Here is a 24,239-nt window from a genome sequence, read left to right on the forward strand (position 1 = left end):
CCTGTTTGCAGGCATCAAGAGCAGCGGAGTCGCAGATTTTGTTCGGATCTAGGGATAAATCACGCCGGAAACTCGAAGAAAAGATCATCGAAGCCCTCGGTCGGCCCGATTGGCTCGAATCGGTTTCGGTGGGTGAAGACGGTCGCGCGGTACTTGTGATCGAGGCGGACCCAGCCGCGCCAGAGGCCGCTGAGGCCCGCCGGATCGAGGCTGAAGGCAAGGTCGAACTGGTCTCCGGGGTCAAATCCGTGAGCAGCGTCCTGACTGCAGAACGCGCTGCGGTCGCTCCGGCGAAGGAGGTTCATCTGTCTCATGCGCCCGCCTCCAAACGTGTGCGCAAGGGCGCCCGCCTGTCGGATGAGGCGATGCAGCAAGGCAATGTTCCGGCCAGCACACCAAAGTCCTCAATCCCCGGTGTTTCCAGGATTCTAGTCGTGGCGAGCGCCAAGGGCGGCGTCGGCAAGTCTACAGTCGCGGTCAATCTGGCTGCGGCGATGGCAAAAGCGGGCATGAATGTCGGCCTCATGGATGCCGACATTTATGGCCCCTCTATCCCGACCATGCTGGGGACAGTGTCGGCTGAGCCAGTGACGTCCGCGGAGTCCGGCAAGCTGCAACCTGTCGAAGCCTTCGGCATGAAGACGCTGTCGATTGGATATTTGTCCGATCCGGACTCGCCGATGATCTGGCGCGGACCCATAGTAATGTCAGCAATCACTCAGATGTTGAACGATGCGGAATGGGGTACCGTGGATGATCCGCTGGACGTGCTGATTATCGACACGCCGCCGGGAACGGGGGATGCACAGTTGACGATAGCCCAGCGCGTGCCCGTAACGGCGGCGCTGATCGTCACCACGCCCCAGGAAGTCGCGCTGGCGGATGTGCGTCGCGGCGCGGCCATGTTTGCCAAGACTGAAGTGCCGGTCCTTGGCATTGTCGAGACAATGAGCTGGTTCGAAGATCCGGCGGGCAATCGCCATTACCTGATGGGGCAGGGGGGCGGTGCGGCCACGGCGAACGCCCTTGGTTTACCATTGCTGGCTGAACTGCCTATGTTGCAGGCGATCCGCGAAGGTGGCGATTCGGGCAAGCCGGCAGCGCTGTCAGATGAAACAACGGACCAGCTCTTTCATGAACTGGCCCGCCGCGTTGCGATGGGGCTGGATACGCTTCAATCGAAGCCCGCACCCGAGATTGTGTTCGAGGACTAGGTCGGCTCACTGAAGTATTCTTCAGCGAGCGTGCTCGCTATGGTCAACAGATTCTCGTAGCCGACCGTATTGTTGTTGAGGACGACGATGACACCGTCTTGTTCCGGAAGGAGCAAAACAAGGCTGAGATAGCCGATCAGACGTCCATTATAGAAGATGACCTCGGTCGGTTCTCCGCTGCCGATGGTCATTTGAGTCACCGTCCAGGCCATCGGCGCTTCCGGATTGAAGGCCTCCTTCCGGCCAGTTTCGGACAGGAGGTCTCCGTTAAGAACGGCCTGTCCCCATGCAAACAGATCATCAATGGTGGAGTACATTGAGGCGGTTCCGCGGAACAGGGCGGGATTGGTAATCGGAATGATCTCGTAGCCGCCATCATCGGTGCGTAAATAGTTTGCCGCCAGATCACTTGCGTCCTGATAAATCTGCCCGGTATGGACGAGGCCGAGCGGATCGAGAATCTGTGACCGCAAATAGTCTTCGTATTGGGCGCCAGCATGGCGGTCGATGATGCGCGCGAGCAGGTAATAATTCACGTTCGAATACAGGTAGTCGCTTCCTGGCTGGAATTTCAGGTCCAGCGCTTGAAGGGTGTCCAGAAAGGACTCATCGGTGAAGGATCGCTTCACCTCAGTGTCGAACCAACCGGGAATGTCGACATAGTGCGGAATGCCGGACCTGTTCTGGAGCAGGTGGCGCAGGGTAACGTCACGCGCGTAGAGCGTCTCAAAATCGGGCAGGAGCTCTTCCAGTGACTGGTCCAGATCGAGTTTTCCCTCATCGACCAGTTGCAGGACAAGCGAAGCGGTGAAACTCTTTGTCATCGACGCAATTGGGAAACGGGTGTCGGAATTGATCGGTTGAACGTCTTCGATTGGCCATGCGTTCACAGCCTGACGCAGGATGATTTCTTCTTTTTTGCCAACAAGAATGCTGCCAGAAAACTCCAGCTCTTTCAGAACGCCCGTGATTTCCCGGGAGGGTTGGTCGTTGGTGTCTATCGCCGGTGCATCATAGGAGGCGGCGTGTTCCGGCGTGCAGCCGATGGTCAGGAGTGCAGCCATCATGGCCACAATCGTCGCGTAGTTCATGGTTCGCTCCAAATCGTCAGCGCTCCGATCTAGCGGCGCTGGCCGGCATTGCATATCGAAAAGCTGAAAGTTTTTTGAGGCCTTGGCCGAAGCGAACCGGGTCTAATCCAGCCGCTTACGGACGATCTTCTCGCTGCTTGCAGACAATTCGAATGCCATGCCGTCTTCGCCCATAATGATCGGGCCATCATAGGCGTCATCCGTTCCTTTCAGGAATGCCGGGTATAGAAGGCGGCTCGGCACCGCCGGAACGAAATGGCTGAAGACCAGCATGCGCGCGCCCGCTTCGCTGGCGACTTCCGCGCCCTCGACCGGCGTCGTGTGGTAGTCGAGGATATCGTTCATGATGGCCGCGAGGCGGGCCTGCCCGTTCGCATTGAGTTGGTCGCGGATTTGGCTGACCATGTCGGCATTCAACGCTTCGTGAACGAGTATGTCCGTGTCCCGCGCCAAGGCGACCAAGCGTGGATCCTTGACCGTATCTCCGGAAATCGTGACGGACCGTCCTTTGTAGTCGAACCGGTAGGCTACAGCTGGCTCAACTGGATCATGATCGACTGAAACTGCGGTAACGTTCAGGCCATCGCGGTCATACACTTTGCGAGCTGTGCTCGCAGGCGTGATTGGAACAGCATCTGCGCCTCGTCCAGATGGGGACAGGACATCCGCTCCGTGATGGGCGACACGGTATGCAGAATCCAGAGCATAAGCAGCGTCGAAGCCAGCGACGACCTGGCCGACGCCATCCGGACCGTTGATCGGCAAGGGTGCCTGTGCGCCACCGGCTGCCCAGTGTTGCAGCATCACTTCGCCAAGCCCATCAATGTGATCGGAATGGAAATGGGTCAGGAACACCGCCTCGACATTGGTCCAGGGCAGACGCAGCTCTCCGAATCTTCGGCCTGATCCGGCCCCGGCATCAACGATAAAGACGCGGTCTCCCGCAACGACCACCGTCATGGGTCCCACACGCCCCGGATCGGGCAGGGGAGATCCCGTGCCGACAAGTACAACGGTCAGACCGTCTGGTGCGTCGGTAAGCGCATTTTGCCCCAAGGTCGATTTGACCGCAGCTTTGAACGCAAACTCGCCAATTTGTACGCCGAACAGGCTGCGTGCGCCAATCACGGCGAGCACCAGGACTGTCGCGGCGATCAGAATGATTTTGAGAACTCTCATCGCTTATCCTCCTGAATTGCAAACTAGGCGTTGAAGTTCAGTTTCAGGCCCGGCTCCGGCCACCGGCATTTGGCAAGCTGGCCGGTACTCGACAGGGTGACATAGGCGTCCTGCATATCGTCGCCACCAAAGGCGATATTGGTGACGATCTGGTCGGGAAAAGCCGTGTGGTGAAAATCTCCGCCCGGCGTGATCGTTGTGATGCCGCCATTCAGAATGGTTGCGACACAGACATTGCCCGCCGCCGTCATGGCCAGGCTGTCAAAATACTGTAGGCCCGGCATGGTGGCGACTACGCGCCCGCCATTGAAAGGGGAGGCAGGTTTGATGATGCCGGGGCTTTCCAAATCAAACGCCCACATGCGTCCGGTCATGGTGTCGGCCATGAAGACGGTCTGCTCATCAGGAGCAAGGCCGACACCGTTTGGACTACTATAATGGAAGTCCAGTTCCTTGGCTTCGCTGGCACCATTGGCGAGGAAAAAGAGCCCGCCGAAATCGCGGTGGCGCGAGTAGGTTTTGCCATGATCGGTGAAGTAGAGATTGCCTGCCTTGTCGAAGACGAGATCGTTGGGGCCTTTCAGGGGGTGCCCACCCACTGTGTCCAGTACCCGGTCAACCTTGCCTGTAGAAAGATCAACCCGTTCGATGCGGCCACCATCATAATCGTCCGGACAGTTTCCGGGGATGAGCAAACCGTCCATGTCAGTATAGATGAAGCCGCCATTATTGCAGACCCAGAGTGCGCCGTCCGGACCGATCGCAAGGCCGTTGGGGCCACCGCCGGGCGTCGCGATCACTTCGGTCTTGCCGTCACCCCAGCAGCGCGTGATGCATTTCTTCTCGATCTCGACAACGATAATGCTGCCATCGGCCATGACGACCGGGCCCTCCGGAAAGCGCAGACCGCTCGTGATGATTTCGTATTCCATGTGGCTGTTTCCTCCTCGCCCTTTTTTGGGAGGAGGTTAGGCGTCGCGATGGGGAAGGACAACGCGTATCCTAGGGGGAAGTGAACGCGCTGATCCGGTCGAGCTGGCGGATGGAGAAGGCGAAATCATTGCCTTCGCCGGCCTCGAACTGTTCTGCGCCGGTTTCTTTCCACTGCTTTGCGTCGATTTCCGGGAAATGAGCGTCTCCATCGGGTGCAGCATCGACTTCCGTAAGATAGAGGCGATCTGCAATCGGCAGGGCCAATTTGTAGATGGCTTCGCCACCGATCACGAAAACCTTGTCGGCGTCGGTTCTGGCGGCCACGGCGCGGGCGGAGTTCGTTGCCGCCGCAAAGCTGGAATAGACACGGGCGCCTTCGGCATTGTAGGCCCAGTCGCGGGTCATCACGATGTTCTCGCGACCTTTGAGCGGGCGCACCGGCAAACTTTCCCAGGTCTTTCGGCCCATGATGATTGGGCACCCAAGCGTCGCTTTCTTGAAGAATGCTAGGTCACTTTTCAGGCGCCAGGGCAGATCACCTCCTGAACCAATCACATTGTTGCTGGCCCTGGCGGCAATCAGGCAAAGTTTTACATGTGCCGACATAGTGACCGGTTCCAATCTACTTGCATCCAATTTCGCGCGCGGCCCTTGTGACCAGAAGCGTCTGCGTGAATACATGCAGAGCCGAGTTTGTATGGTGAATGCAACCTTCTTTCATCAGTTTTCACAAGCCCAAAAACAGTTCCGTGGGGGATAATCAGAATGAAATCGATTGTAGCGATTCTGACCAATGGAAACCCGGAACAAATCGGACTGGCAATTCCTGCTCTTCTGTTGTCGTTCTTGGCAATTTGGCTGCTCAGAGGGCGCGGATGGGCGCTCATTTATGTCGCACTCATTCCCTTTTTGAACTGGTCGTTCGGGATCATCCCGGAGTTTCAGATTCTTGCCCCGACAGGCACCGGACTGACCGCTCAAGGCGTGTCTCTCCATCCGATGACAATGGTAACCGGAATGGTGTTCGTGGTCCGCGATTTCGTGCAACGCGAAATGGGCCACCGGGTGTTGCTTGTGATGGCCATGGCGATCGCCTGGTCGTTTTACTATGCGTGGCCCGTGATTGCGCTGGCCAGCGGCATCGCATTTGCCATTTCCGAGGGGGTGGATTGGCTGATGTTCACCTTCACCAAATATCGGCTATCGACCCGGATTCTGCTCTCCAGCGCGCTGGCAGCGCCGGTCGATACGACTGTGTTTCTGTATGGCGCTGATCTCGCCAAGCAGATGGAACTTGGCATGGACCCCGGAAACTCGCTGCATGTGTGGAACTGGATCGTGTTCGTGATCGGCAAGATGGTCGGCGCGGTTATCGTTTCGGCAGTCATTCGGCGGCGGGAAAACCTCGGTCTCGTGGATCCGGCGGCCGCCTGACTGCACTATCCGGGAATACCCATATTGCTGATGTCATAGAAACATGCATATTTGCGCAAATATGCAAATAAGGAGTCGATCATGGCGGACGGCAAGAAGGACTATGGCGTGATAACGGGTGCGATCAGCGAGGGAATATCCGGGCTTCGCGGCACCGGGGCCAAGGAGACGCTGACGCAGTTCAACGCGATGGCGAAGGCCGCTCTCGCGGATGGGGCGCTCGACACGAAGACCAAGGAACTGATCGCGCTCGCCATCGGCGTTGCCAAGCAGTGCGATGGATGTATCGGCTTTCACACCAAGGCGCTCAAGAGGCTGGGCGCGACGGATGAGGAAGTGGCCGAGACGCTCGGCATGACCGTTTACATGGGCGGTGGCCCAAGCCTGATGTATGCGGGCGACGCCTGGACGGCTTGGCAGAGCCTCAATGATTCCTAGACGGCCACCGGCGCCTTGATGTGAGCGTGCGGTTCGTAGCCTTCGACCGTGAAGTCTGAATACTCCCAGCCGAACAGGTCGGTCTTGTCGGGATTCAGGATCATGCGGGGCAGGGCACGCGGCTCACGGGTCAGCTGGAGCCGGGTCTGCTCCATATGGTTCAAGTAGAGGTGCGCATCGCCGAATGTGTGGACGAACTCGCCGGCTTCCAGCCCGGTCGCGCGCGCCATCATCAGGGTGAGTAGCGCATAGGATGCGATGTTGAACGGTACGCCGAGGAAGACATCGGCCGAACGCTGGTAGAGCTGGCAGTTTAGCTTGCCGTCCATGACATTGAACTGGAACAGGCAGTGACAAGGGGGCAGGGCCATGTCGTTCACATCGGCCGGGTTCCAGGCGGACACAATCAAGCGGCGGGAATTGGGATTGGTGCGGATTTCGTCCAGAACCCACTGGATCTGGTCAATCACCCGGCCGTCCGGCGCGGCCCAACTGCGCCACTGCTTGCCATAGACGGGGCCAAGGTCGCCATTCTCATCGGCCCACTCATCCCAGATCGAAACGCCGTTCTCCTTCAGATACGCGATGTTCGTATCGCCTTTCAGGAACCAGAGCAGTTCGATGATGATTGAGCGCAAATGCAGTTTCTTGGTGGTCACCATTGGAAAGCCGTCGGCAAGGTCGAACCGCATCTGACGGCCAAACACAGCGCGTGTGCCCGTGCCGGTCCGATCTCCGCGTTCATGGCCATTGTCCAAAATGTCCTGCAGGAGATTGAGATATTGCTGCATGTCGGCCTCGGTCGGGAATCGATTTTCAGAGTTCAGGATACCACGGAAACAGGCTGTGGGGGCAAGGCCCGACAGCGGGTTTTAACCAGATGGTCCAGGCTCAATCAGGGTAAATGCTGTCTTTCCCCACCGCACCAATTTTGAGGCCATATCTGAAGACGCAGGAAATCAGTCTGAGCGAAACTCAGGATTCGCAGACAGGTGCTGACGATCGATGGGGCAAGTGATGGATATGTATCCTGCAAACAGGCAATCGCACTCACTCGCGCGCGATGATCGCGGCAATCTGACTGTGCTCACTGCGTTCATTCTGGCCTCCATGGTGGCGCTGGTTGGTTTGGCTGTCGATCTCGAGTTTATCTTCAGGCAACAGGCGCGCGTTCAATATGCGATGGACTCGGCGGTGCTGGCTGGGGCGTTGTCGCGCCAGGCGGGCGCGACAGATGAGGAAGTGACCGCAGACATTCGCGAATACATGAGCCCGCTGATTGCGAGCGCTGGCGGCGGTATGACATGTACACCCGTCACTGTGGTCTTCACCGATGACAGCGAAGACATTCTCGGGAAAATGAATTGCACCCAGCCGACCTTCATTTCCAACATCATGGGAAATGACGACATGAGCTTCAACGTCGCTTCGACCTCGACCTTCTCGGTCGGAAAGATCGATGTCTCGTTTGTGTTCGACGTATCGGGCTCCATGAACAGCAACAATCGGCTGACCCTGTTGAAAGAAGCTGCGGTCATCGCGTTTGATGAATTGCTGCCAGATGATCAGGTGCGGGACGGCACGGTCAGGCTGGGCATTGTGACCTACAATAATGCGGTCAATGCGGGGGCGTATTTTGATGAGGTGACGCGTGCGGTCACTATCCCGGCCGACACCTCCAACAGCAATGGGTTGAGCAATTACAATTCCTACAATAGCGCGCGGATGTATGACGACGCGACCGGCAAGCGTTTCATGTACTACGAAAACGGCACGTGCACCGAAAGCGATCCGGATGAGTGTGACCAGCATGGTGACTATGACTGGGACGTTGCCCGATGGTTCTGGGAAGACTCGTCAGCCACTGACACGTGTGTGTACGAGCGGACAGGCACCTATGCTGACAGCGACGCAGCGCCGGGCAGCTTTGCCTGGATCGGAGCAGGCAATCCACGCTGGAACTTCTATGATAGCGATCGCGACAAGTATCGCGGCGAAAACGAAATCGAAAATGGCGGCGCGAATGGCTCTACCGGCGCGCTCGATTTCTACTATGCGACGTGCCGCGCCACCGGGCCGGTCCCCTTGACCGAAGACAAGGCAGCGCTGACGGCCCATGTGAACAGCATGACGGCGAATGGCGGCACCGCCGGACATCTGGGAGTGGCGTGGGGGTGGTACCTGCTGTCGCCGAACTGGCAAAATGTCTGGCCAGAGACGGCCAAGCCCTGGGACTATGACGAGGTCAATGTGACCAAGGCCGTGATCCTGATGACAGATGGCGATTTCAATGCAAACCATCCCAGCGCCAGCAAAAACTCCTTCAGGCAGGCCATGGATTTATGCGACGCCATGAAGGCCGAGCCGTCCAATGTCCAGATTTACACGGTCGGTTTTCAGGTGCCATCCTATGTGCAGACCACGTCTGATGGGCAAACCATTATGGAATATTGCGCCACCAGCCCGTCTTATGCTTTTGATGCGTCGAGTGGGGACGAGTTGAAGGAAGTCTATCGCGAGATCGCCCAGTCGATTTCAGATCTGCGCATCAAGAGCTAGGTTTCAGGGACTGCCATTCCGTCATCTACGCGTACGGTTTGCGCCCGGTCCCCAAATGCTTCGAACAGGAAGGCTTCGGTGCCGGTCAGCCAGGCTTGCCCTCCCAGCGCTGCCAGCTCATCAAACAGTGCGGCGCGCCTGTCCGCATCAAGGTGGGCGGCTGCCTCGTCCAACAGCAGCAGGGGAGAGGGGCCATCGCCGCCAGCGCGGAGCGCCGCAGCCGATGCGAGGATCAAGCCGATGAGCAGGGCCTTCTGCTGGCCGGTTGAGGCGTCCTTGGCGGGCGCACCGGTTGGCCGGTGAATGACCGTGAGGTCTGAGCGATGCGGACCATCAATGGTGCGTCCGGCGGCGATATCGCGGCGACGGGTCGTTCGGAAGGTTTCGGTCAGCGCTTCGAAGATCGTCTTGAAGTCATCGCCGCGAATGGCGGCTTGTTCGGCCTTGCCTTCCAGTGCGAGGTCAGCCTTCGGGAAATAGCCTTCGGGTCTTGCATCAATCGCCACCTGCAGGGATTCCAGCACATGGGCGCGGTTAATGGCCATTTCTGCTCCGGACTCCGCCATGCGGGCCTCGATGGCATCGGCCCAGGCCGGATCCACATGACCGCGTTCCAGCAGGGCATTGCGTTCGCGCATCGCTTTCTCATAACGGCCCGCAGCGGTGCCATGGGTCGGCATATGGGCCATGACCTGACGGTCAAAGAAGCGCCGCCGGTCGGACGTGCTGCCACGAAATACACCGTCCATTGTGGGCGTGAGCCAGACGATGCGCACAAGATCTGCGAGGTCGGATGCGGTTGCTGGCGCGCCATCAATACGTACCGTACGTTTCGTACTGGGGCCGGTATCGACACCTACGCCGATCCGCTGATCGTTTGCGAGTGCGGCGGAAACAGTCCAACCGCCCAGCGCGTCTTTTCGTATCATTTCCGGCAGGGTGGCCGAACGCAGACCTCGGCCCGGCCCCAATTGGCTGACGGCTTCCAGCAAATTCGTCTTGCCTGCGCCATTCGACCCATAGAGACAGACATGCCGGCCATCGAGTGGCAGGCTGAGCGACTCGTAATTTCGAAAGTCAGTCAGGGTCAGGCGGGTCAGGGCGGTCATTCAGGCTGTATGGAGGGGCCAGAGGTCAGGAGTCGAGACCATGGCCGCCTTCGGGCCGGGTCTCTGCGATGCGTTCCATGCCGGCGATCATTGGGCGGCCCTTGGTGATGGCATCCTGTACGATTGGCATCGACAGGCTCGCCGTGTGGCATTCCTGACTATCCCAGGCTTCGGTTATCCAGATGGCGTTCGCGTCGGTTGGATCGCTGGCCACGATATAGCTGAGGCAGCCGGGCATACCCGAGACGCCATCGATAAGGATGCGCATCAGCGCGTCGCGGTTGCCATCCGTTGCAGTGAACTTTCCGATGAGGCCGTACATGCTTGTCTCCTTCCGGGTCTGGATACCACAGGCCGCCAAGCCGGTCGCTGCGGTTGCGCTGGCAAGAAGGGTCCGGCGATCCAGCGGCTCCACAGACAAACTACACCCGCAGCGGCATCAACACATAACGCGCGCTATCATCTGATGGGTCCAGCACGAGCGCTGGCGACGCAGGATCACTGAACATGAACTCGGCTTCGACAGCCTCGATCTGGCCGGCAATGTCGAGCAGGTATTTCGCGTTGAATCCGATTTCCATCGCTTCGGAGCCATACTCGGCTTCGAGTTCTTCATTGCCCACACCCGTTTCAGCGTGATTGACAGCCAGCACCAGCTTGCCATCAGACAGGGACATTTTTACCGAGCGTGAGCGCTCGGCCGACACGGTCGAAACGCGGTCGACAGCGGCTTCGAAGGCCTTGTTGTCGATGGTCAGCTTCCGGTCATTCCCTTTCGGGATGACGCGGCCATAATCCGGGAAGGAGCCGTCGATCAGTTTAGAAGTCAGGACGGCGCGACCTGCACGCACGACGATCTTCGTGTCGGAGACTTCGATTTCGATGTCGTCATCCACCCCGTCGACGAGGCGGCGCGCTTCCGCGACCGCCTTGCGGGGCACGATGATGCCTTCGAGATTTTCCGCGCCGGCGGGAGCCGGAAGTTCTGCCAGGGCAAGACGATGGCCGTCTGTGGCAACGGTGCGGAGCACGGCCGTACCGTCTTCGGTCTTGGCTCCGTGAAGATAAACGCCGTTCAGATAGTAGCGGGTTTCTTCAGTGGAGATCGCGAAGCGGGTCTTGTCGATCAAACGGGCGAATTCCTTAGCGCCAAGTGAGAATTTGGTCGGCGTGTCGTCAGAGCTCATGGTCTGGAAGTCGGATGCTGGCAGGGTCGGCAGTTCAAAGTGCGAGCGGCCTGCGGTGATCGCGAGGCGCTGGCCTTCGGGTTGGACTTCCAGTTCGACTTCGGAGCCTGCAGGCAGTTTGCGGACGACGTCAAACAGCGTACCGGCCGGGGCCGTGACCGCGCCTTCGCGCGTGACGGTTGCATCCGCGCTGTCCACGGCCTCGATGTCGAGATCGGTCGCAGTGAGTTTCAGCTCGCCATTGCTTGCTTGAAGCAAGACATTGGAGAGGATCGGAATTGTGTTCCGGCGCTCCACCACATTCTGCACGTGAGAGAGTGCGTTCAGCAGGTCGCCGCGTTCAATCGTCAGTTTCATCGTCCGTTCCGTTCATCGGGGGGCCTTGGAAAAGGCCCGGAATTCTTCACCAGTCCTGCCGCTTCCGCCCGGAACCGGCGGTCCGGAATGGAATCGGCCCGCTCTGTGGGGAGAGCGGGCCGAGCACACTTACTCAAACAAAGGCAAAAGCCAAGCGCCGATCGTAGATTCGCCGCTCTCAGCTGGGTTTGCCTAATTCATGCCTGCCGCCTGTAGCTCCAGGATGGTCTCGTTCACGGCTTTGATGTGCGCGCCCAATTCATTGTTCTCAGGCAAGGCCTTGGACACTTTGCGGTGCGCGTACAGGATCGTGGTATGGTCACGCTTGCCGAAACTGTAACCGATCTGCGGGAAGGATTTCCCGGTCAGTTCGCGGCAGAGATACATGGCAATCTGGCGTGGATACACCACGGCGCGTGCCTTGCTCGGGCTCTCCATGTCAGCCTTGGAAACCTCGAACACTTTCATGGCAGCCTTCTTGACCAGTTCGATGGAGGGCTGGCGGACATCGCCTTCGGTCCGGCGGATGATCTTGTGAACCATTTCCATTGTGGGCGTGCGAATGCCGAAGGCCGCTTCGGTGTAGAGGTTCCAGATCGCACCCGTCATCTCGCGGGCCTGACCACGGATGCCGGCATTGAACTCGGCAATCATTTCGTCGGTGACCGCAAAGTTCGGGTGACCGGCCTCGATGTGGTCAGCGAGGTGGCGCATGATTTGGTGCCGCATGCCTGCATCCGGTGCGCCAACCTCAACAGTGGTCGCGCCTTTCAGCTCACTGATCATGCGCGGGCTGAACCCGGTGACATCGCCGGGGGCCTTGTCACCCGCCAGCACGACATGGCCGCCATTGGCCGTGACTTCGCGAATGTTCTGAAACAGTTCCGTCTCGGTGCCGGGCTTGCCGCTGATCCGGTGAAGATCGTCGATCATCAGGATCGTCGCCGCGCGCAGCCGCTTCTTGAGGGCGCTCGTATCCTTCACCTTCACGCCATCGGTGTAGGATGAGAGGAACTCCTCGGCCGTCAGATAGACAATGTGACAATCCTCGCCGCGCTGCTCTGCAGCGGTCTTCAATGCGTGCAGGATGTGTGTCTTGCCAGTGCCTTGCAGGCCGTAGAACAAGGTTGTCAGCGTTCCGACCGGCAACCCGCCTGCAATGCGTTTGGCCATCTGGACAGCCAGCTCGTTCGCCTCACCCGTGACGAGCGTCTCAAAGCTCATAACAGGCGCGCCGGAGCCGGAACCGACAGGTTTCGCCTGCTCGGGCGCGGCCTCGGCGATCTCCGCCTTGGCCCATGGGTCCTCGACAATGTCGAGCAGCTCAGCGGGCGCGGTACGCCAGCAGACGAGCTTGATCGCTCGGCCTGCCGGGTCATGCTCGCGCCAGATGCGCTGGATCGCATGGCGGTGTGCGCCATACACGCGGTCAAAAGACAGCGGGTCGCGCGCCGCGATCACCATTTCGCCATTGAACTCAGCGACCAAGCGCAGGCCATCGATCCAGCGATCATAGTCGGCGGTGTTGAGGATTGTCGCAAGATGGGCTTTGACAGTCAGCCAAATCTCCTTGCCCGGAGCATTCTTGCCTTTATTCATCTTCTCGAAGTCTACGCCAGTTTTTGAATCAAAGAGTTTGTTCCCGTCCATGCCGAGCCCCATTTTCTAGTTATAATTTCACCCTGACCAACTGGCACGCAGTTTCCCTTCCGAACCGAAATTCGGTCACACTCAATACTCCGTGTCGGGAGAACTTTTCTGTTGGTAAATTGAAATTACTCACTGGGGGTTTTGCTGACAAGTGCTACTTTTATGCGACAACAGGATTTGATGAGTTGACTCTTCGTACTGTACCTCAAACCGCAATCAAATCAGGTGCTTGAGCACTGATCTTTTTTTGTGAGTGAGTCGCCCCACACATTTGTTCGCACCTGTTCTGTCAACAGGGGGCGCGGGTATAAGGCTGTGGATATCTGCAGAAAATCGACGTGTTTCTCAGGATCGCTGACGAGTCCCTACATTACCGCAACCCGGACCCCGTCAGTCAGCCCAAATTCGCAATCCTACCATGAAACATCCAGTAGAAATGATGCTGAAACTCGAAAGGTCCAATTTGTTGTATTAGGAGATTGACATGAAAAAACCCGCCTGAACCATCAGGCGGGTTTCAAATTTCCAATCGGGAAAAGTCCGATCAGCCCATCGCTTTGACGCGAGCTGACAGACGCGAAACTTTCCGCGATGATGTATTCTTGTGCATGACGCCTTTGGTCACCGCGCGCATCAGTTCAGGCTGAGCAGAGCGCAGCGCTTCCTGGGCAGCAGACTTGTCGCCAGCTTCGATTGCTTCTTCGACCTTGCGAACAAAAGTACGCACGCGCGAGCGGCGGGCTTTGTTCACTTCGGTGCGGTTCGCAATCTTGCGGACCATTTTCTTGGCGGAACGGGTATTAGCCATATTAAACTCCTGTGGCCCAAAGGGCTCCCTTCGGGCTGAAGGCGGGGGAATACATAAACGGTGCGAAGGCGTCAACCGCGCAATTGAGGCTGGTTGCAGGAAATAGCAGGTGGGCCGGGGCTTTCAGCATCATTTGTCTTTGAAATGAGCGGAGCGTTTCTCGACATAGGCGGCCATGCCCTCTTTCTGATCATCCGTCGAGAACAGGGACTGAAACATGCGGCGTTCAAACTGGATGCCTTGCGAAAGCGGAGTCTCATAGGCCACTTTGATGGCTTCCTTGGTCAGCATGGCGGCCGCCAGAGGCATGGATGCGATCGTGCGGGCGAGTTCCCGCGCAGCATCCATAAGGTCGTCGGCAGGGACGACCCGGCTGACAAGGCCACAACGCTCGGCTTCTTCAGCCTCCATCATGCGACCAGTCAGGCAGAGTTCCATCGTCTTGGATTTACCTATCACGCGGGCCAGACGCTGTGTGCCGCCGGCGCCCGGCATGACGCCGAGGCGCACTTCCGGCTGTCCGAACCTGGCGGTATCCGCTGCCAGTATGATGTCGCACATCAGGGCCAGTTCGCATCCGCCGCCAATGGCATAGCCGGAAACGGCGGCCACAATGGGTTTGCGGGCGCGAGCTGCGCGTTCCCAGTTCCGGCTGATGAAATCTTCATAATAGGACTCAGGATAGGTTTTTTCCTGAATTTCCTTGATATCTGCGCCACCCGAAAAGGCTTTCTTGCCGCCCGTCAGGATGATGCAGCCAATGTCCGGATCGGCTTCAAATCGATCCAGCGCATCTGTCAGCTCATTCATCATCTCTTCGCAGAGGGCGTTCAGGCTCTCGGCGCGATTGAGCGTGATCACGGCGAAGCCGGCTTCCTGGTCAATCTCGGTGAGAAGCGTTTTGTAAGACATTTACTAAATCCTGCTCGTCGCGGTGTGGCGCTGGCAATTTGATCTGCAGCGGCCTTTAACTTTCGGGACACTCTACATCCGGCTGCCCGGGGCCGGCAAAATCTGGAGGGCGATGCGCTTTTTCTGTTGCGGATCAATTCGCGAAGGCGGGCCTATACCGCGAACATGACGCATTTGTCATCCATTGCGAGTCATATGCCGGGAAAGGCCGACAATATACGCGATTGGTTGTTTTCAAGGCAGCACCCTATATCCCATCCATGACGGACGACACACAAACACCCCGTGACCCGGAGCGCAACCGCTTGTCGGGCCGGATTGCGCGCAGCGCACGGGTTGGTGCCAACCTGTCTGGCGCGGGTCTAACCTTCGCCACGCAAAGCCTGTTCGGGGGGGATCAGGGGGATGAAAAGATTGCCCGTGCGCTGGCCGCTGCGCTCGGTAAGTCCAAAGGTCCGCTGATGAAGGTGGCCCAGATGGTGTCGACCATTCCGGATTTCCTGCCGCCCGAATATGCCGCCGAACTCAGCCAGCTGCAGGCTGAAGCCCCTGCCATGGGATGGCCTTTCGTGAAACGCCGGATGCGCGCTGAACTGGGCGCCGACTGGCAGGAAAAGTTCGGCGCGTTCGAAAAGGAGGCCTCGCATGCCGCCTCGCTTGGCCAGGTCCATGGCGCGACCCTGCATGACGGGCGCCGGGTCGCCTGCAAGCTGCAATATCCAGACATGGCCAGCGCGGTGGAATCCGATATTGGCCAGCTCAAGACCATGCTGGGCCTGTTCAAGCGGATGGATGGCTCTATCGACCCGAGCGCGATGGTGGTCGAAATCACCGACCGCCTCCGTGAAGAGCTCGATTATGCGCGCGAGGCCAAGCATATGGCACTCTATGCGAACATGCTGGCGGATCGCGATTTCGTCACCGTGCCGGATCCGGTGCCCGAACTGTCCACCGACCGGTTGCTGACCATGAGCTGGGTATCCGGCAAGCGGCTGGATGCGTTTGAGGATGCCCCGCAGGAGGTGCGCAACCGGATTGCGGAAATGTTGTTCTGGACATGGTGGGGGCCGTTCAACGCCCATGCGGTGATCCACGGTGACCCGCATCTCGGAAACTATCAGGTGACGGGGGAGGGCACTGGCCTCAACCTGCTGGACTTCGGCTGTATCCGCATTTTCCCGCCGGAGTTCGTCAGCGGCGTGGTCGATCTCTATCGCGCGATCCTGGCGGACGATTTCGACGCGGCCTATGCCGCCTATGAGAAATGGGGCTTCAGCGGCTTGTCCCGCGAGCTGGTCGAAGTGCTGAATATCTGGGCGCGCTTTATATATGGACCACTGTTGGACGACCGCGTGCGTTCAGTCGCGGACGGTGTGACGCCCGGCGAGTATGGCCGCAAGGAAGCCTTTGCCGTTCGCAAGCTGCTCAAGGAAAAGGGCCCCGTTAAGATCCCACGCGAATTCGTCTTCATGGACCGGGCCGCTATCGGACTGGGCGCAGCCTACCTCCGCCTTGGAGCAGAATTGAATTTCTATCGCCTCTTCAATGAAAGCCTCGAAGGCTTCGATATTGAGAAGGTCGCCGCGCGGCAGGCTGAGGCCAAGGCTGCTGTTGGGCTCGACTGACCCAAAGGAAGTTTGTCTCGCCTCTGGCACTCTCAGGCAGGAGGCGCTAATCCGATTCCCATGAGCGACGATCTTACCAGAAACCAGACTTTCGACACGCCTGAGGGCTATTCCATCCTGCCATGGCATCGCGGCTTTGGCCGCCAGATTGGGCCCCTCTTCGAGAAGCGGGACGAGACCGGCCTGACGCGTGCCTTCAGGGTCGAGGAATACCATACCAATGGCATGATGAATGCGCATGGCGGCATGATGATGACCTTTGCCGACATGGCTTGGGGTGCTGCGGTCGAAAAGGATGAGGACACGTGGTGGGTCACGGTCCGTCTGATGTGCGATTTCCTCTCCGGCGCGTCGATGGGCAGCTTCGTCGAAGGCAAGGCCGAAGTTGTCGGTCGTCAGGGCGACATCTTCACGGTCGAAGGCCGCATCTGGACGGGCGACAAATTGCTGATGCGGGGCACGGGCATCTTCAAGGTGATCGAGCGCCGCGACGGCCAGCAGAAGCCCTTCAAGCGTGCCAGCCAGGACGCCTGACCGCCTGGCCAATGGTTGACTCCGGCCGGGTGGCTGCGTATCCGGCGACGCAATGAACATCGCACTGCACCACCATCACCATCATTCGTGACGCGCCGACGAGGCGCGAACCGGTCCGGCTGCGCCTCCTGAAAGTGTTCATTCTTCCGAACCAGACCAGATGAGGCAGGCCGCGCCCGGTCCGCGCTGCGCCGACGTGTTGCCTTTCCAATCTGTGCGTCTCCGTCTATGCGGAGCGCGTCGGCAACCAGGACCTGAGACGATCATGAGCGACAAGGACACACCGCCCCTCACCGGCAAGGATCTTGCCCGCAAGCCGCGCGGCTTTCCGGACAAGCGCGAGAGCCTGATCCATGCTCAGGCCGGGCTGGTCGAGACGATCACCGGCGTCTACCGCCAATGGGGCTTCGAGGCGTTGGAAACCAGCGCCTTTGAATATGCCGACGCGCTTGGCAAGTTCTTACCAGATGATGACCGACCGAATGCCGGCGTGTTTGCCATTCAGGATGATGACGAGCAGTGGATGTCGCTGCGCTATGATCTGACCGCGCCGCTGGCCCGGTTCGTGGCCGAGGCGGGCCAGTCGCTGGGCAAGCCGTTCCGTCGCTATGCCGCCGGTCCGGTCTGGCGGAATGAAAAGCCGGGTCCCGGCCGGTTCCGTGAATTCTGGCAGTGCGATGCCGACACGATTGGCGCGCCGGGCTATCATGCCGATGCCGAGATGATCGCCATGGGCGCCGAAGCGCTGCGCGCGGTTGGCATGGCACCGGGCGAGTTCGTGATCCGCGTGAACACGCGCCGCTTGCTCAATGGCGTGCTTGATGGAGTCGGCGCGACAAGCGCGGACACGCGCCTCGCGATCCTGCGCGCGCTGGACAAGCTGGACCGTCTTGGCGCCGAGGGCGTCGCGGACCTGCTCGGCGCAGGCCGTATGGATGAGAGCGGGGATTATACAAAAGGGGCGGGACTCGGCGCTTCAGAAGTAACCCGCGTACTCGCCTTCGCGCAGGCGGGGGCCGACACGCGCGCTGAAACGCTGGCCAATCTCGTCAAGGCGACGGGGGATACCGAAGAGGGCAAGGCTGGCCTCGTTGAACTCGAAGCCATCGCCAGGGCGCTTGAAGCGCTCGGCGCGCCGGAAGGCGATGTCGTGATCGATCCATCCGTTGTCCGCGGCCTCGAATATTATACCGGCCCCGTCTATGAGGCCGAGCTTCTCCGCGAAGTGACCGGCGAAGACGGCAAGACCTATCGCATCGGCTCCATCGGGGGCGGCGGGCGCTATGATGACCTCGTCGCGCGCTTTACCGGTGAGACGGTTCCGGCGACCGGCTTCTCCATCGGCATCTCGCGCCTCGCAGCGGCGATGCAGATCATGGGCGAAACAGAGACGCTGGACGGCCCGGTTGTTGTGCTGAATTTCGACAAGGAAGACCCGACCATCGCCCTGCAGCTCGCAACCGAACTGCGCCGGGCCGGCATCCGGGCCGAGGCCTATATGGGTGCATCCGGCATGCGGCCGCAGATGAAATATGCTGACCGCCGGTCATCGCCTGCTGTCGTCATGGTGGGAGAGGATGAGCTGGCCAAAGGCACGGTCACGATCAAGGACCTTGAAATGGGCGCGCTCAAGGCGAAAGCCATCAAGTCCAACGAAGAATACCGGGAAGCCCGTCCAGGTCAGTTCGAAGTGCCCCGCGCCGAAATGGTCGAAGCTATTCGCAAGATCACCGAGGCCCAGAAATGACGCACGAGACTCTCGCCGCTGCAGCACGCGGCGTTTTCGAGGCAACGGGCGCCGAACCGGTAGACCCGGCCTATATCCTGCCGTCTGATATCCCGCTGGAGCTCTCCGGCGAAGCGGTGCGGGCACGTCTCTGTGTGTTCTCCGATCATCGCGGCAATGAAATGGTCATGCGGCCAGACCTCACCCTGCCGGTGGCGGGGCAGGAGGCGGACAGGCGCGCTGCGGGTGGCGACGGAGCCAAGGCCTACACTTATGCCGCGCGGGCCTTCCGACTGCCGGCCTCTGCTGGCGACCCGATGGAATTCACCCAGGTCGGCTTTGAATGGTTCGGCAAGGAAAGCGGCGCAGATGCGGACGCTGAAGCTTTTGCGCTGGTACGCGAAGCCGTTGCCGCTTGCGATGTGTCGCCCACGGCGACTGAAATGGGCGACCTCTCGATTTTTCCAACCTTTGTGGACGCGCTTGGTCTTGCGCGTATCACGACAGACCTTTTGAAGCGGGCCTTCCGCCAGGAGGGCGGGGTCAGCGAGCTGCTCGATGCTGCGCCTCAACCGCCGGCGTCAGACCTTCAGCCCGTTCTGGATGCAGGCGGCGCGAAGGCGGCGGAAGACGCATTTTTGAAAGTTCTGAGTGATCGCGGCATTCCGATGATCGGTACCCGCAGCGTTGCCGAAATCGTCGCGGGTCTGCGCGGAAAGGCGGCGGTGCATGCCGCAGGTGGTGTGCCGGAGGCGGCGCGGGCAGCGCTGTCTGACCTTGCCGGTGTGAACTGCCCAGCAGGGGAGGCGGCTGACGTGCTTGCCACCATCAGTGACAAACACGGGCTCGCGGCCATGTCCTCCGTAATCGAACGGGTTGCCCGCCGAATGGAGGCGATCCTATCTGCAGTGCCGGGCGTCGCCAGCGAGGCGCGCTTCCGGTCCGGCTTCGGTCGGCGGTTTACGTATTATGATGGCTTTGTCTTCGAATCGTTCGGTGAGAATTTGACCTCCCGCCAGCCGCTCGCCTCGGGCGGGCGCTATGATGGCCTGATCGAAGGCCTGTCCCGGTCTAGGGCCTCGGCGTCAGGTATTGGCGGCGTGGTCCGGCCAGATCGCATCCTGCGTGCAAAAGGAGAGGCGGCATGAGCGTTCTGTCACTTGCGATCCCCTCCAAGGGACGGCTGAAGGAGAAATCCGAGGAGTGGCTGAAAGCCCGTGGATTTGAAGTGCGCCAGATTGGTGGCGAGCGCGGCTACCAGGCGGAAATCTCGGGATTGGGCGAAGTCGATATGCGGCTTCTCTCTGCGCGCGAGATCGCACAGGGGCTGATCGATGGCAGTATCCATGCGGGCGTGACGGGTGAAGATTTGTTGCAGGACCTCGCGCCGACGGGGCCAGAGGATTTCCATGTGTTGGAACGACTCGGCTTTGGTGGTGCAGATGTGATCGTCGCCGTGCCGCAGGCCTGGATTGATGTGGACACGATGTCTGATCTGGAAGCTGCCGGGGCTGCATTCCGCAAGGCGCATCATCGCCGTCTCAGGGTAGCCACCAAATATATGCGGCTGACACGGCGCTTCTTCGCCGCCAAGTCCGTGGGTGAATATCGGCTCGTCGAAAGCGCGGGGGCAACCGAAGCAGCGCCTGCCACTGGCGCAGCGGACGTGATTGTCGACATCACTTCGACCGGCGCGACGCTCAAGGCGAACGGGCTGAAAATTGTTTCAGATGGAATAATGTTGAAAAGCGAGGCCGTTTTGGCGGTGTCTGCAAATTCGTCATGGAGTCAGGCTGCTCTGAAGTCCCTGTCACTATTGGGCGGTGCAGCAAATGTTGAAGAATTGCTCATATTGAAAAATTTGAATTCACAATCTTGACACACGCAATAAAGCGCGGCCATATGACACGGCAAGTTTCTGGGAGGAAACGCTGCAAACGGTGGAAGGCGCGGAAGCTGGTGGAAGCTCTCCGCGCCTTTTTTCATTTCCGAAAAAATTCAGGTCCACCAGGACGGTCCGGAGCAACGGCTCAGGTGAGGTAGGGGGCGTTTTGGACATCACCCCGGTCCGTCTTGGCTTCCTGATTATCAATAAAGGATTATCGATAAACGTCAATCATAATTATCGTTTTTCGATTAAACTTTTTTCATGATGCGGATCAGTACAGCTTAATCGTCAGCTTGTAGCGGGCGTGCACCAGCCCGTGAGTTGACTTCGCCCATCGGCGCGGCCAAGCGTGGACCAAACAGGATTTTGCGCACGCAAGGAGTTATCATGAGCGATCCGCGCCAGCACATCATGCCGGTCTACCGGCCGCCAGAGCAGGTTTTCGAGAAGGGGGAGGGCGTCTGCCTCTTCACCGAGGACGGCACGCGATATCTCGATTTCATCGCCGGCATCGCCGTGAACGCGCTGGGCCACGCTCATCCCGCCATGGTCGAGGCCCTGCAGGAGCAGGCCGGCAAGCTGTGGCACACCTCCAACATGTTCCGCGTGCGCGGCGCCGAAGAACTGTCCGACAAGATCTGCCGCGATACATTCGCTGACCGCGTCTTCTTCACCAATTCCGGCACCGAAGCCGTCGAATGCGCCATCAAGTCCGCCCGCAAATACCACTGGGCGAATGGTAATGAATCGCGCATCGACATCATTACGTTCACCGGTGCATTCCACGGTCGCTCGCTCGGCGCGATCAATGCCGGTGGCAATCCGAAATATCTCGAAGGCTTTGGTCCGAAATTGCCGGGCTTTGTGCACCTTGAATGGGGCGACCATGACGCTTTGAAGACGGCAGCGGCCCAGCCGACCACAGCTGCCATTTTCGTTGAGCCTGTCCAGGGTGAGGGTGGCGTACGTGCCATGCCCGACGCCTGTCTGATCGGGCTGCGTGAGCTTTGCGACGAGCACGGCATCCTGCTGATCTATGATGAAGTCCAGTGCGGCATGGGCCGGACAGGAAAACTGTTCGCTCACGAATGGGTTGAAGGCGCCGCGCCGGATATCCTGTGCTCGGCCAAGGGCATTGGCGGCGGCTTCCCGTTCGGCGCCTGCCTGACGACCGAAGCGGTCGGCGAACATATGCAGCCCGGCAGCCATGGATCGACCTATGGCGGCAACCCGCTCGCCATGGCGGTCGGCAATGTCGTCTGGGACATCATTTCCAGCGAAGACTTCCTGGCTGAAGTGCGCCGGGTCTCCGGCACACTTGCGCAGGGCCTGAAAAGCCTCGCTGATAGCCATCCGGACAAGGTCGAAGCGGTGACCGGCAAAGGGCTGCTCACCGGTCTCAAGATGAAATCCGACCCGAAAAGCCTGCAAGGCGTCTGCCGTGACAAGAACCTTCTGGTCGGTGTGGCCGGGAACATGGTCCTGCGTCTCGCGCCGCCACTTGTCATCACGGACGATAATGTGCGTGAAGCCACCGGCATCATCGACGCTGCGCTGTCAGAATGGGAGCCAGCCTGATCCGGCGAGGCCAATGGCCATGACCCATCTTCGTGTTGCCTGTGTCCAGATGCGGTCGGGTGTGGAGATCGCCCCGAATATCGCGGCGGCCTCTGCCCTGATCCGCGACGCGGCGGGGCAGGGGGCGCAACTGGTGACAACCCCGGAAATGACGAACCTGTTGGACATACGTCCCGGCAAGGCGCGTCCAAAGATTGTTCCCGAGGCAGATGACCAGACGCTCGCCGCGATGCGTTCCCTGGCGGCTGAGCTTGGCATCTGGGTGCTGATCGGCTCGATCGCCGTGACTCTCGAAGGCGAGGACCGGCTGGCCAATCGGTCTGTCCTGATCGCGCCGGATGGCAGCGTCCGGGCCCGCTATGACAAGATCCACATGTTCGATGTCGAAGTGGGCGACGGGCAGAGCTATCGCGAAAGCCGCGCTTACCGGCCGGGCGAGCGCGCCGTGCTGGCGGAGACTGAGTTCGGCAAGCTGGGAATGACGATCTGCTATGATGTCCGCTTCCCGCATCTCTATCGCAAGCTTGCGCAGGCGGGCGCAGGCATCCTGACCATCCCAGCGGCGTTCACGCGCGTGACGGGCAAGGCGCACTGGCATGTCCTCGTCCGGGCGCGCGCCATCGAGACCGGCAGCTTCATCATCGCCCCCGCGCAGGGCGGCAAACATGAAGACGGCCGCGAGACCTTTGGCCACTCTCTGATCGTCTCGCCCTGGGGTGAGGTGCTGGCGGAAAAGGCGGATGCTGAGCCCGGCGTGATCCTGGCCGATCTGGATATGGAAGCTGTGGCGAAAGCGCGGCGCCGCATCCCATCACTCGGGAATGATCAGCAGGTCAATCTATCTAAGGGCTGAGGGTCAGCGGCCCAATCGCCGGCGGAATTCCTCATAGCCGAAATCGGACAGGCTCTCGATGATGCCGTCTTCCCAGCGCACCGCCAGGTTTGCCAGCGGCGTGCCGTTAAACGTGTTCGTCTTGACGAAGGAATAATGCATCTGGTCGGTGAAGACGATCGTGTCGCCCGGCTTGAGTGGGGCATCGAAAGAGTATTCTCCGATCACGTCGCCGGTCATGCACGTCTTGCCACCGAAGCGATAGGTGTGCGCCTTCTGGCCGGGCTGGCCGGCCCCGATCACGTCCGGCCGATAGGGCACTTCCAGCACGTCTGGCATATGGGTTGAGGCGGAGGCATCGAGGATGGCGAGATCGACCTCGTTCCAGTGCAGCGCCAGCACGGTCGCGTACAACTCTCCCGTATTCACGACGAGGCCTGCGCCCGGCTCCAGCACGACTTCCACGCCAAAGCGCGCCTTGAACGCCTTGATGGCAGCAATCAGCGCATCGACGTCATAGCCTTCCTTGTTGAGGAAGTGCCCGCCGCCGAAATTCACCGTATTCACCTGCTCGATGTACTGACCGAAATTCTCGGCGACGAATTCTATCAGCCCGACTGAGCCTTCATGCAGGCTCTCGCACAGCGCATGGACGTGAAAGATGTCGATGCCGGACCAGTCGACCTGGTCGAGCTTTGACGGCACTTCGCCAAATCGGCTGCCTGGTGCGCACGGATTGTAGAGGTCGCCGCCCAGGGTTGCATTTGAATAGCCGGGATTGACGCGCAGGCCGATCTTGGCGTCGCCATCGCGGGCAATGTCGCCAAAGCGTTCCAGCTGTTCGAGAGAATTGAAATAGATATGCTCGGCCACCTCGGTCAGGCGGCGCACTTCGGCTTCGGTATAGGCCGGGGAATAGACATGTACTTCCTTGCCAAAGCTTTCATGCCCCATGATGGCTTCCTGTTCGCCGCTGGCCGTGGTGCCGTCCAGATAGTCGGTCATCAGCGGAAAGGCCGCCGGCAGGGAGAAGGCCTTGGTCGCCAGCAATATCTTGCATCTGGCCGCCTCGCGCACGCGCTGGGCGGTTTCCAGATTTGCGCGCAGGCGCGCCGCGTCCAGCACGAAGACGGGCGTCGGGATGTGATCGGGCAGGGCGGGTGGGGTCATGGTGTCTGGTCCTTG

General features: G+C 59.6%; 23 protein-coding genes. 11 read left to right on the forward strand and 12 right to left on the reverse strand.

Annotated elements, in window-relative coordinates:
- Positions 1–38 precede the first annotated feature (38 nt).
- Complete coding sequence (locus B2P82_RS07400; RefSeq protein WP_290496146.1) at positions 39–1,214, forward strand: Mrp/NBP35 family ATP-binding protein; 1,176 nt, start codon at positions 39–41, stop codon at positions 1,212–1,214.
- Here B2P82_RS07400 and B2P82_RS07405 read toward each other — a convergent pair.
- The 4 genes from B2P82_RS07405 to B2P82_RS07420 all read right to left on the reverse strand — a co-directional run bounded on the left by B2P82_RS07405 (position 1,211) and on the right by B2P82_RS07420 (position 5,023).
- On the reverse strand, positions 1,211–2,305 hold the full coding sequence (locus B2P82_RS07405; RefSeq protein WP_290496148.1) for a serine hydrolase domain-containing protein: 1,095 nt from the start codon (positions 2,303–2,305) through the stop codon (positions 1,211–1,213). The two genes, B2P82_RS07400 and B2P82_RS07405, sit on opposite strands and share 4 nt — an antisense overlap.
- 102 nt (positions 2,306–2,407) lie before the next feature.
- Positions 2,408–3,484 (reverse strand): MBL fold metallo-hydrolase, encoded by a 1,077-nt coding sequence (locus B2P82_RS07410; RefSeq protein WP_290496150.1) that lies wholly within the window; start codon positions 3,482–3,484, stop codon positions 2,408–2,410.
- Between the two features lie 23 nt (positions 3,485–3,507).
- A complete protein-coding gene (locus tag B2P82_RS07415) occupies positions 3,508–4,416 on the reverse strand; it encodes an SMP-30/gluconolactonase/LRE family protein (RefSeq protein WP_290496152.1) in 909 nt (302 codons plus the stop codon).
- Between the two features lie 70 nt (positions 4,417–4,486).
- Positions 4,487–5,023, reverse strand: a complete 537-nt coding sequence (locus tag B2P82_RS07420) for a dihydrofolate reductase (RefSeq protein WP_290496154.1) — start codon at positions 5,021–5,023, stop codon at positions 4,487–4,489.
- Positions 5,024–5,182: 159 nt separating this feature from the next.
- On the opposite strand from B2P82_RS07420, the gene B2P82_RS07425 reads away from it, so the two are divergent.
- Together B2P82_RS07425 and B2P82_RS07430 are read left to right on the forward strand one after the other, a co-directional pair.
- Positions 5,183–5,851, forward strand: coding sequence for a hypothetical protein (locus tag B2P82_RS07425; RefSeq protein ID WP_034810545.1), 669 nt, complete (start codon positions 5,183–5,185; stop codon positions 5,849–5,851).
- Positions 5,852–5,932: 81 nt separating this feature from the next.
- A complete protein-coding gene (locus B2P82_RS07430; RefSeq protein ID WP_206991307.1) occupies positions 5,933–6,289 on the forward strand; it encodes a carboxymuconolactone decarboxylase family protein in 357 nt (118 codons plus the stop codon).
- On the opposite strand, the gene B2P82_RS07435 is transcribed toward B2P82_RS07430, so the two are convergent.
- Entirely contained in the window at positions 6,286–7,080 is a 795-nt protein-coding gene (locus B2P82_RS07435) for a thymidylate synthase (RefSeq protein WP_206991306.1), read from the reverse strand. The two genes, B2P82_RS07430 and B2P82_RS07435, sit on opposite strands and share 4 nt — an antisense overlap.
- Positions 7,081–7,306: 226 nt before the next feature.
- Between B2P82_RS07435 and B2P82_RS07440 the strand changes: the two genes are divergently transcribed.
- The gene (locus tag B2P82_RS07440; RefSeq protein WP_290496157.1) at positions 7,307–8,848 is read left to right on the forward strand and encodes a TadE/TadG family type IV pilus assembly protein; all 1,542 of its coding nucleotides are present in this window, start codon (positions 7,307–7,309) and stop codon (positions 8,846–8,848) included.
- Here the strand turns inward: B2P82_RS07440 and recF are convergent.
- The 6 genes from recF to B2P82_RS07470 all read right to left on the reverse strand — a co-directional run bounded on the left by recF (position 8,845) and on the right by B2P82_RS07470 (position 14,871).
- Entirely contained in the window at positions 8,845–9,957 is a 1,113-nt protein-coding gene (gene recF / locus B2P82_RS07445) for a DNA replication/repair protein RecF (protein ID WP_206991304.1), read from the reverse strand. The genes B2P82_RS07440 and recF overlap by 4 nt on opposite strands.
- A 25-nt stretch (positions 9,958–9,982) precedes the next feature.
- Entirely contained in the window at positions 9,983–10,279 is a 297-nt protein-coding gene (locus tag B2P82_RS07450; RefSeq protein WP_290496159.1) for a putative quinol monooxygenase, read from the reverse strand.
- Between the two features lie 100 nt (positions 10,280–10,379).
- Entirely contained in the window at positions 10,380–11,501 is a 1,122-nt protein-coding gene (gene dnaN / locus B2P82_RS07455; RefSeq protein WP_206991303.1) for a DNA polymerase III subunit beta, read from the reverse strand.
- Between the two features lie 192 nt (positions 11,502–11,693).
- Positions 11,694–13,151, reverse strand: a complete 1,458-nt coding sequence (locus B2P82_RS07460) for a DnaA ATPase domain-containing protein (RefSeq protein ID WP_290496161.1) — start codon at positions 13,149–13,151, stop codon at positions 11,694–11,696.
- 544 nt (positions 13,152–13,695) lie between these two features.
- Positions 13,696–13,959, reverse strand: coding sequence for a 30S ribosomal protein S20 (rpsT, locus tag B2P82_RS07465; RefSeq protein ID WP_034810557.1), 264 nt, complete (start codon positions 13,957–13,959; stop codon positions 13,696–13,698).
- A 129-nt stretch (positions 13,960–14,088) separates the two neighbouring features.
- Positions 14,089–14,871, reverse strand: a complete 783-nt coding sequence (locus B2P82_RS07470; RefSeq protein ID WP_034810559.1) for an enoyl-CoA hydratase — start codon at positions 14,869–14,871, stop codon at positions 14,089–14,091.
- Between the two features lie 260 nt (positions 14,872–15,131).
- Between B2P82_RS07470 and B2P82_RS07475 the strand changes: the two genes are divergently transcribed.
- The 7 genes from B2P82_RS07475 (at position 15,132) to B2P82_RS07505 (ending at position 23,075) form a co-directional block, all read left to right on the forward strand.
- Positions 15,132–16,496 (forward strand): ABC1 kinase family protein, encoded by a 1,365-nt coding sequence (locus B2P82_RS07475; protein WP_290496163.1) that lies wholly within the window; start codon positions 15,132–15,134, stop codon positions 16,494–16,496.
- A gap of 60 nt (positions 16,497–16,556) precedes the next feature.
- A complete protein-coding gene (locus B2P82_RS07480; protein WP_206991299.1) occupies positions 16,557–17,030 on the forward strand; it encodes a PaaI family thioesterase in 474 nt (157 codons plus the stop codon).
- Between the two features lie 262 nt (positions 17,031–17,292).
- Entirely contained in the window at positions 17,293–18,777 is a 1,485-nt protein-coding gene (hisS, locus tag B2P82_RS07485) for a histidine--tRNA ligase (RefSeq protein WP_414652020.1), read from the forward strand.
- Entirely contained in the window at positions 18,774–19,904 is a 1,131-nt protein-coding gene (locus B2P82_RS07490; RefSeq protein ID WP_290496167.1) for an ATP phosphoribosyltransferase regulatory subunit, read from the forward strand. The genes hisS and B2P82_RS07490 overlap by 4 nt, the downstream gene beginning before the upstream one ends.
- Entirely contained in the window at positions 19,901–20,635 is a 735-nt protein-coding gene (hisG, locus tag B2P82_RS07495; protein ID WP_290496169.1) for an ATP phosphoribosyltransferase, read from the forward strand. The genes B2P82_RS07490 and hisG overlap by 4 nt, the downstream gene beginning before the upstream one ends.
- Positions 20,636–21,031: 396 nt before the next feature.
- Positions 21,032–22,222 carry an aspartate aminotransferase family protein gene (locus B2P82_RS07500; RefSeq protein ID WP_290496171.1) on the forward strand — a complete coding sequence of 397 codons (1,191 nt, stop codon included), beginning with the start codon at positions 21,032–21,034 and terminating at the stop codon, positions 22,220–22,222.
- Positions 22,223–22,241: 19 nt separating this feature from the next.
- Positions 22,242–23,075 carry a carbon-nitrogen hydrolase family protein gene (locus B2P82_RS07505; protein ID WP_290496173.1) on the forward strand — a complete coding sequence of 278 codons (834 nt, stop codon included), beginning with the start codon at positions 22,242–22,244 and terminating at the stop codon, positions 23,073–23,075.
- Positions 23,076–23,078: 3 nt separating this feature from the next.
- Here B2P82_RS07505 and nspC read toward each other — a convergent pair whose 3' ends face one another.
- On the reverse strand, positions 23,079–24,224 hold the full coding sequence (gene nspC, locus B2P82_RS07510; protein WP_290496175.1) for a carboxynorspermidine decarboxylase: 1,146 nt from the start codon (positions 24,222–24,224) through the stop codon (positions 23,079–23,081).
- Positions 24,225–24,239: the final 15 nt, after the last annotated feature.

The sequence above is a fragment of the Hyphomonas sp. UBA4494 genome (genome assembly GCF_002388935.1).
In the GTDB taxonomy this organism is placed as follows: Bacteria; Pseudomonadota; Alphaproteobacteria; order Caulobacterales; family Hyphomonadaceae; genus Hyphomonas.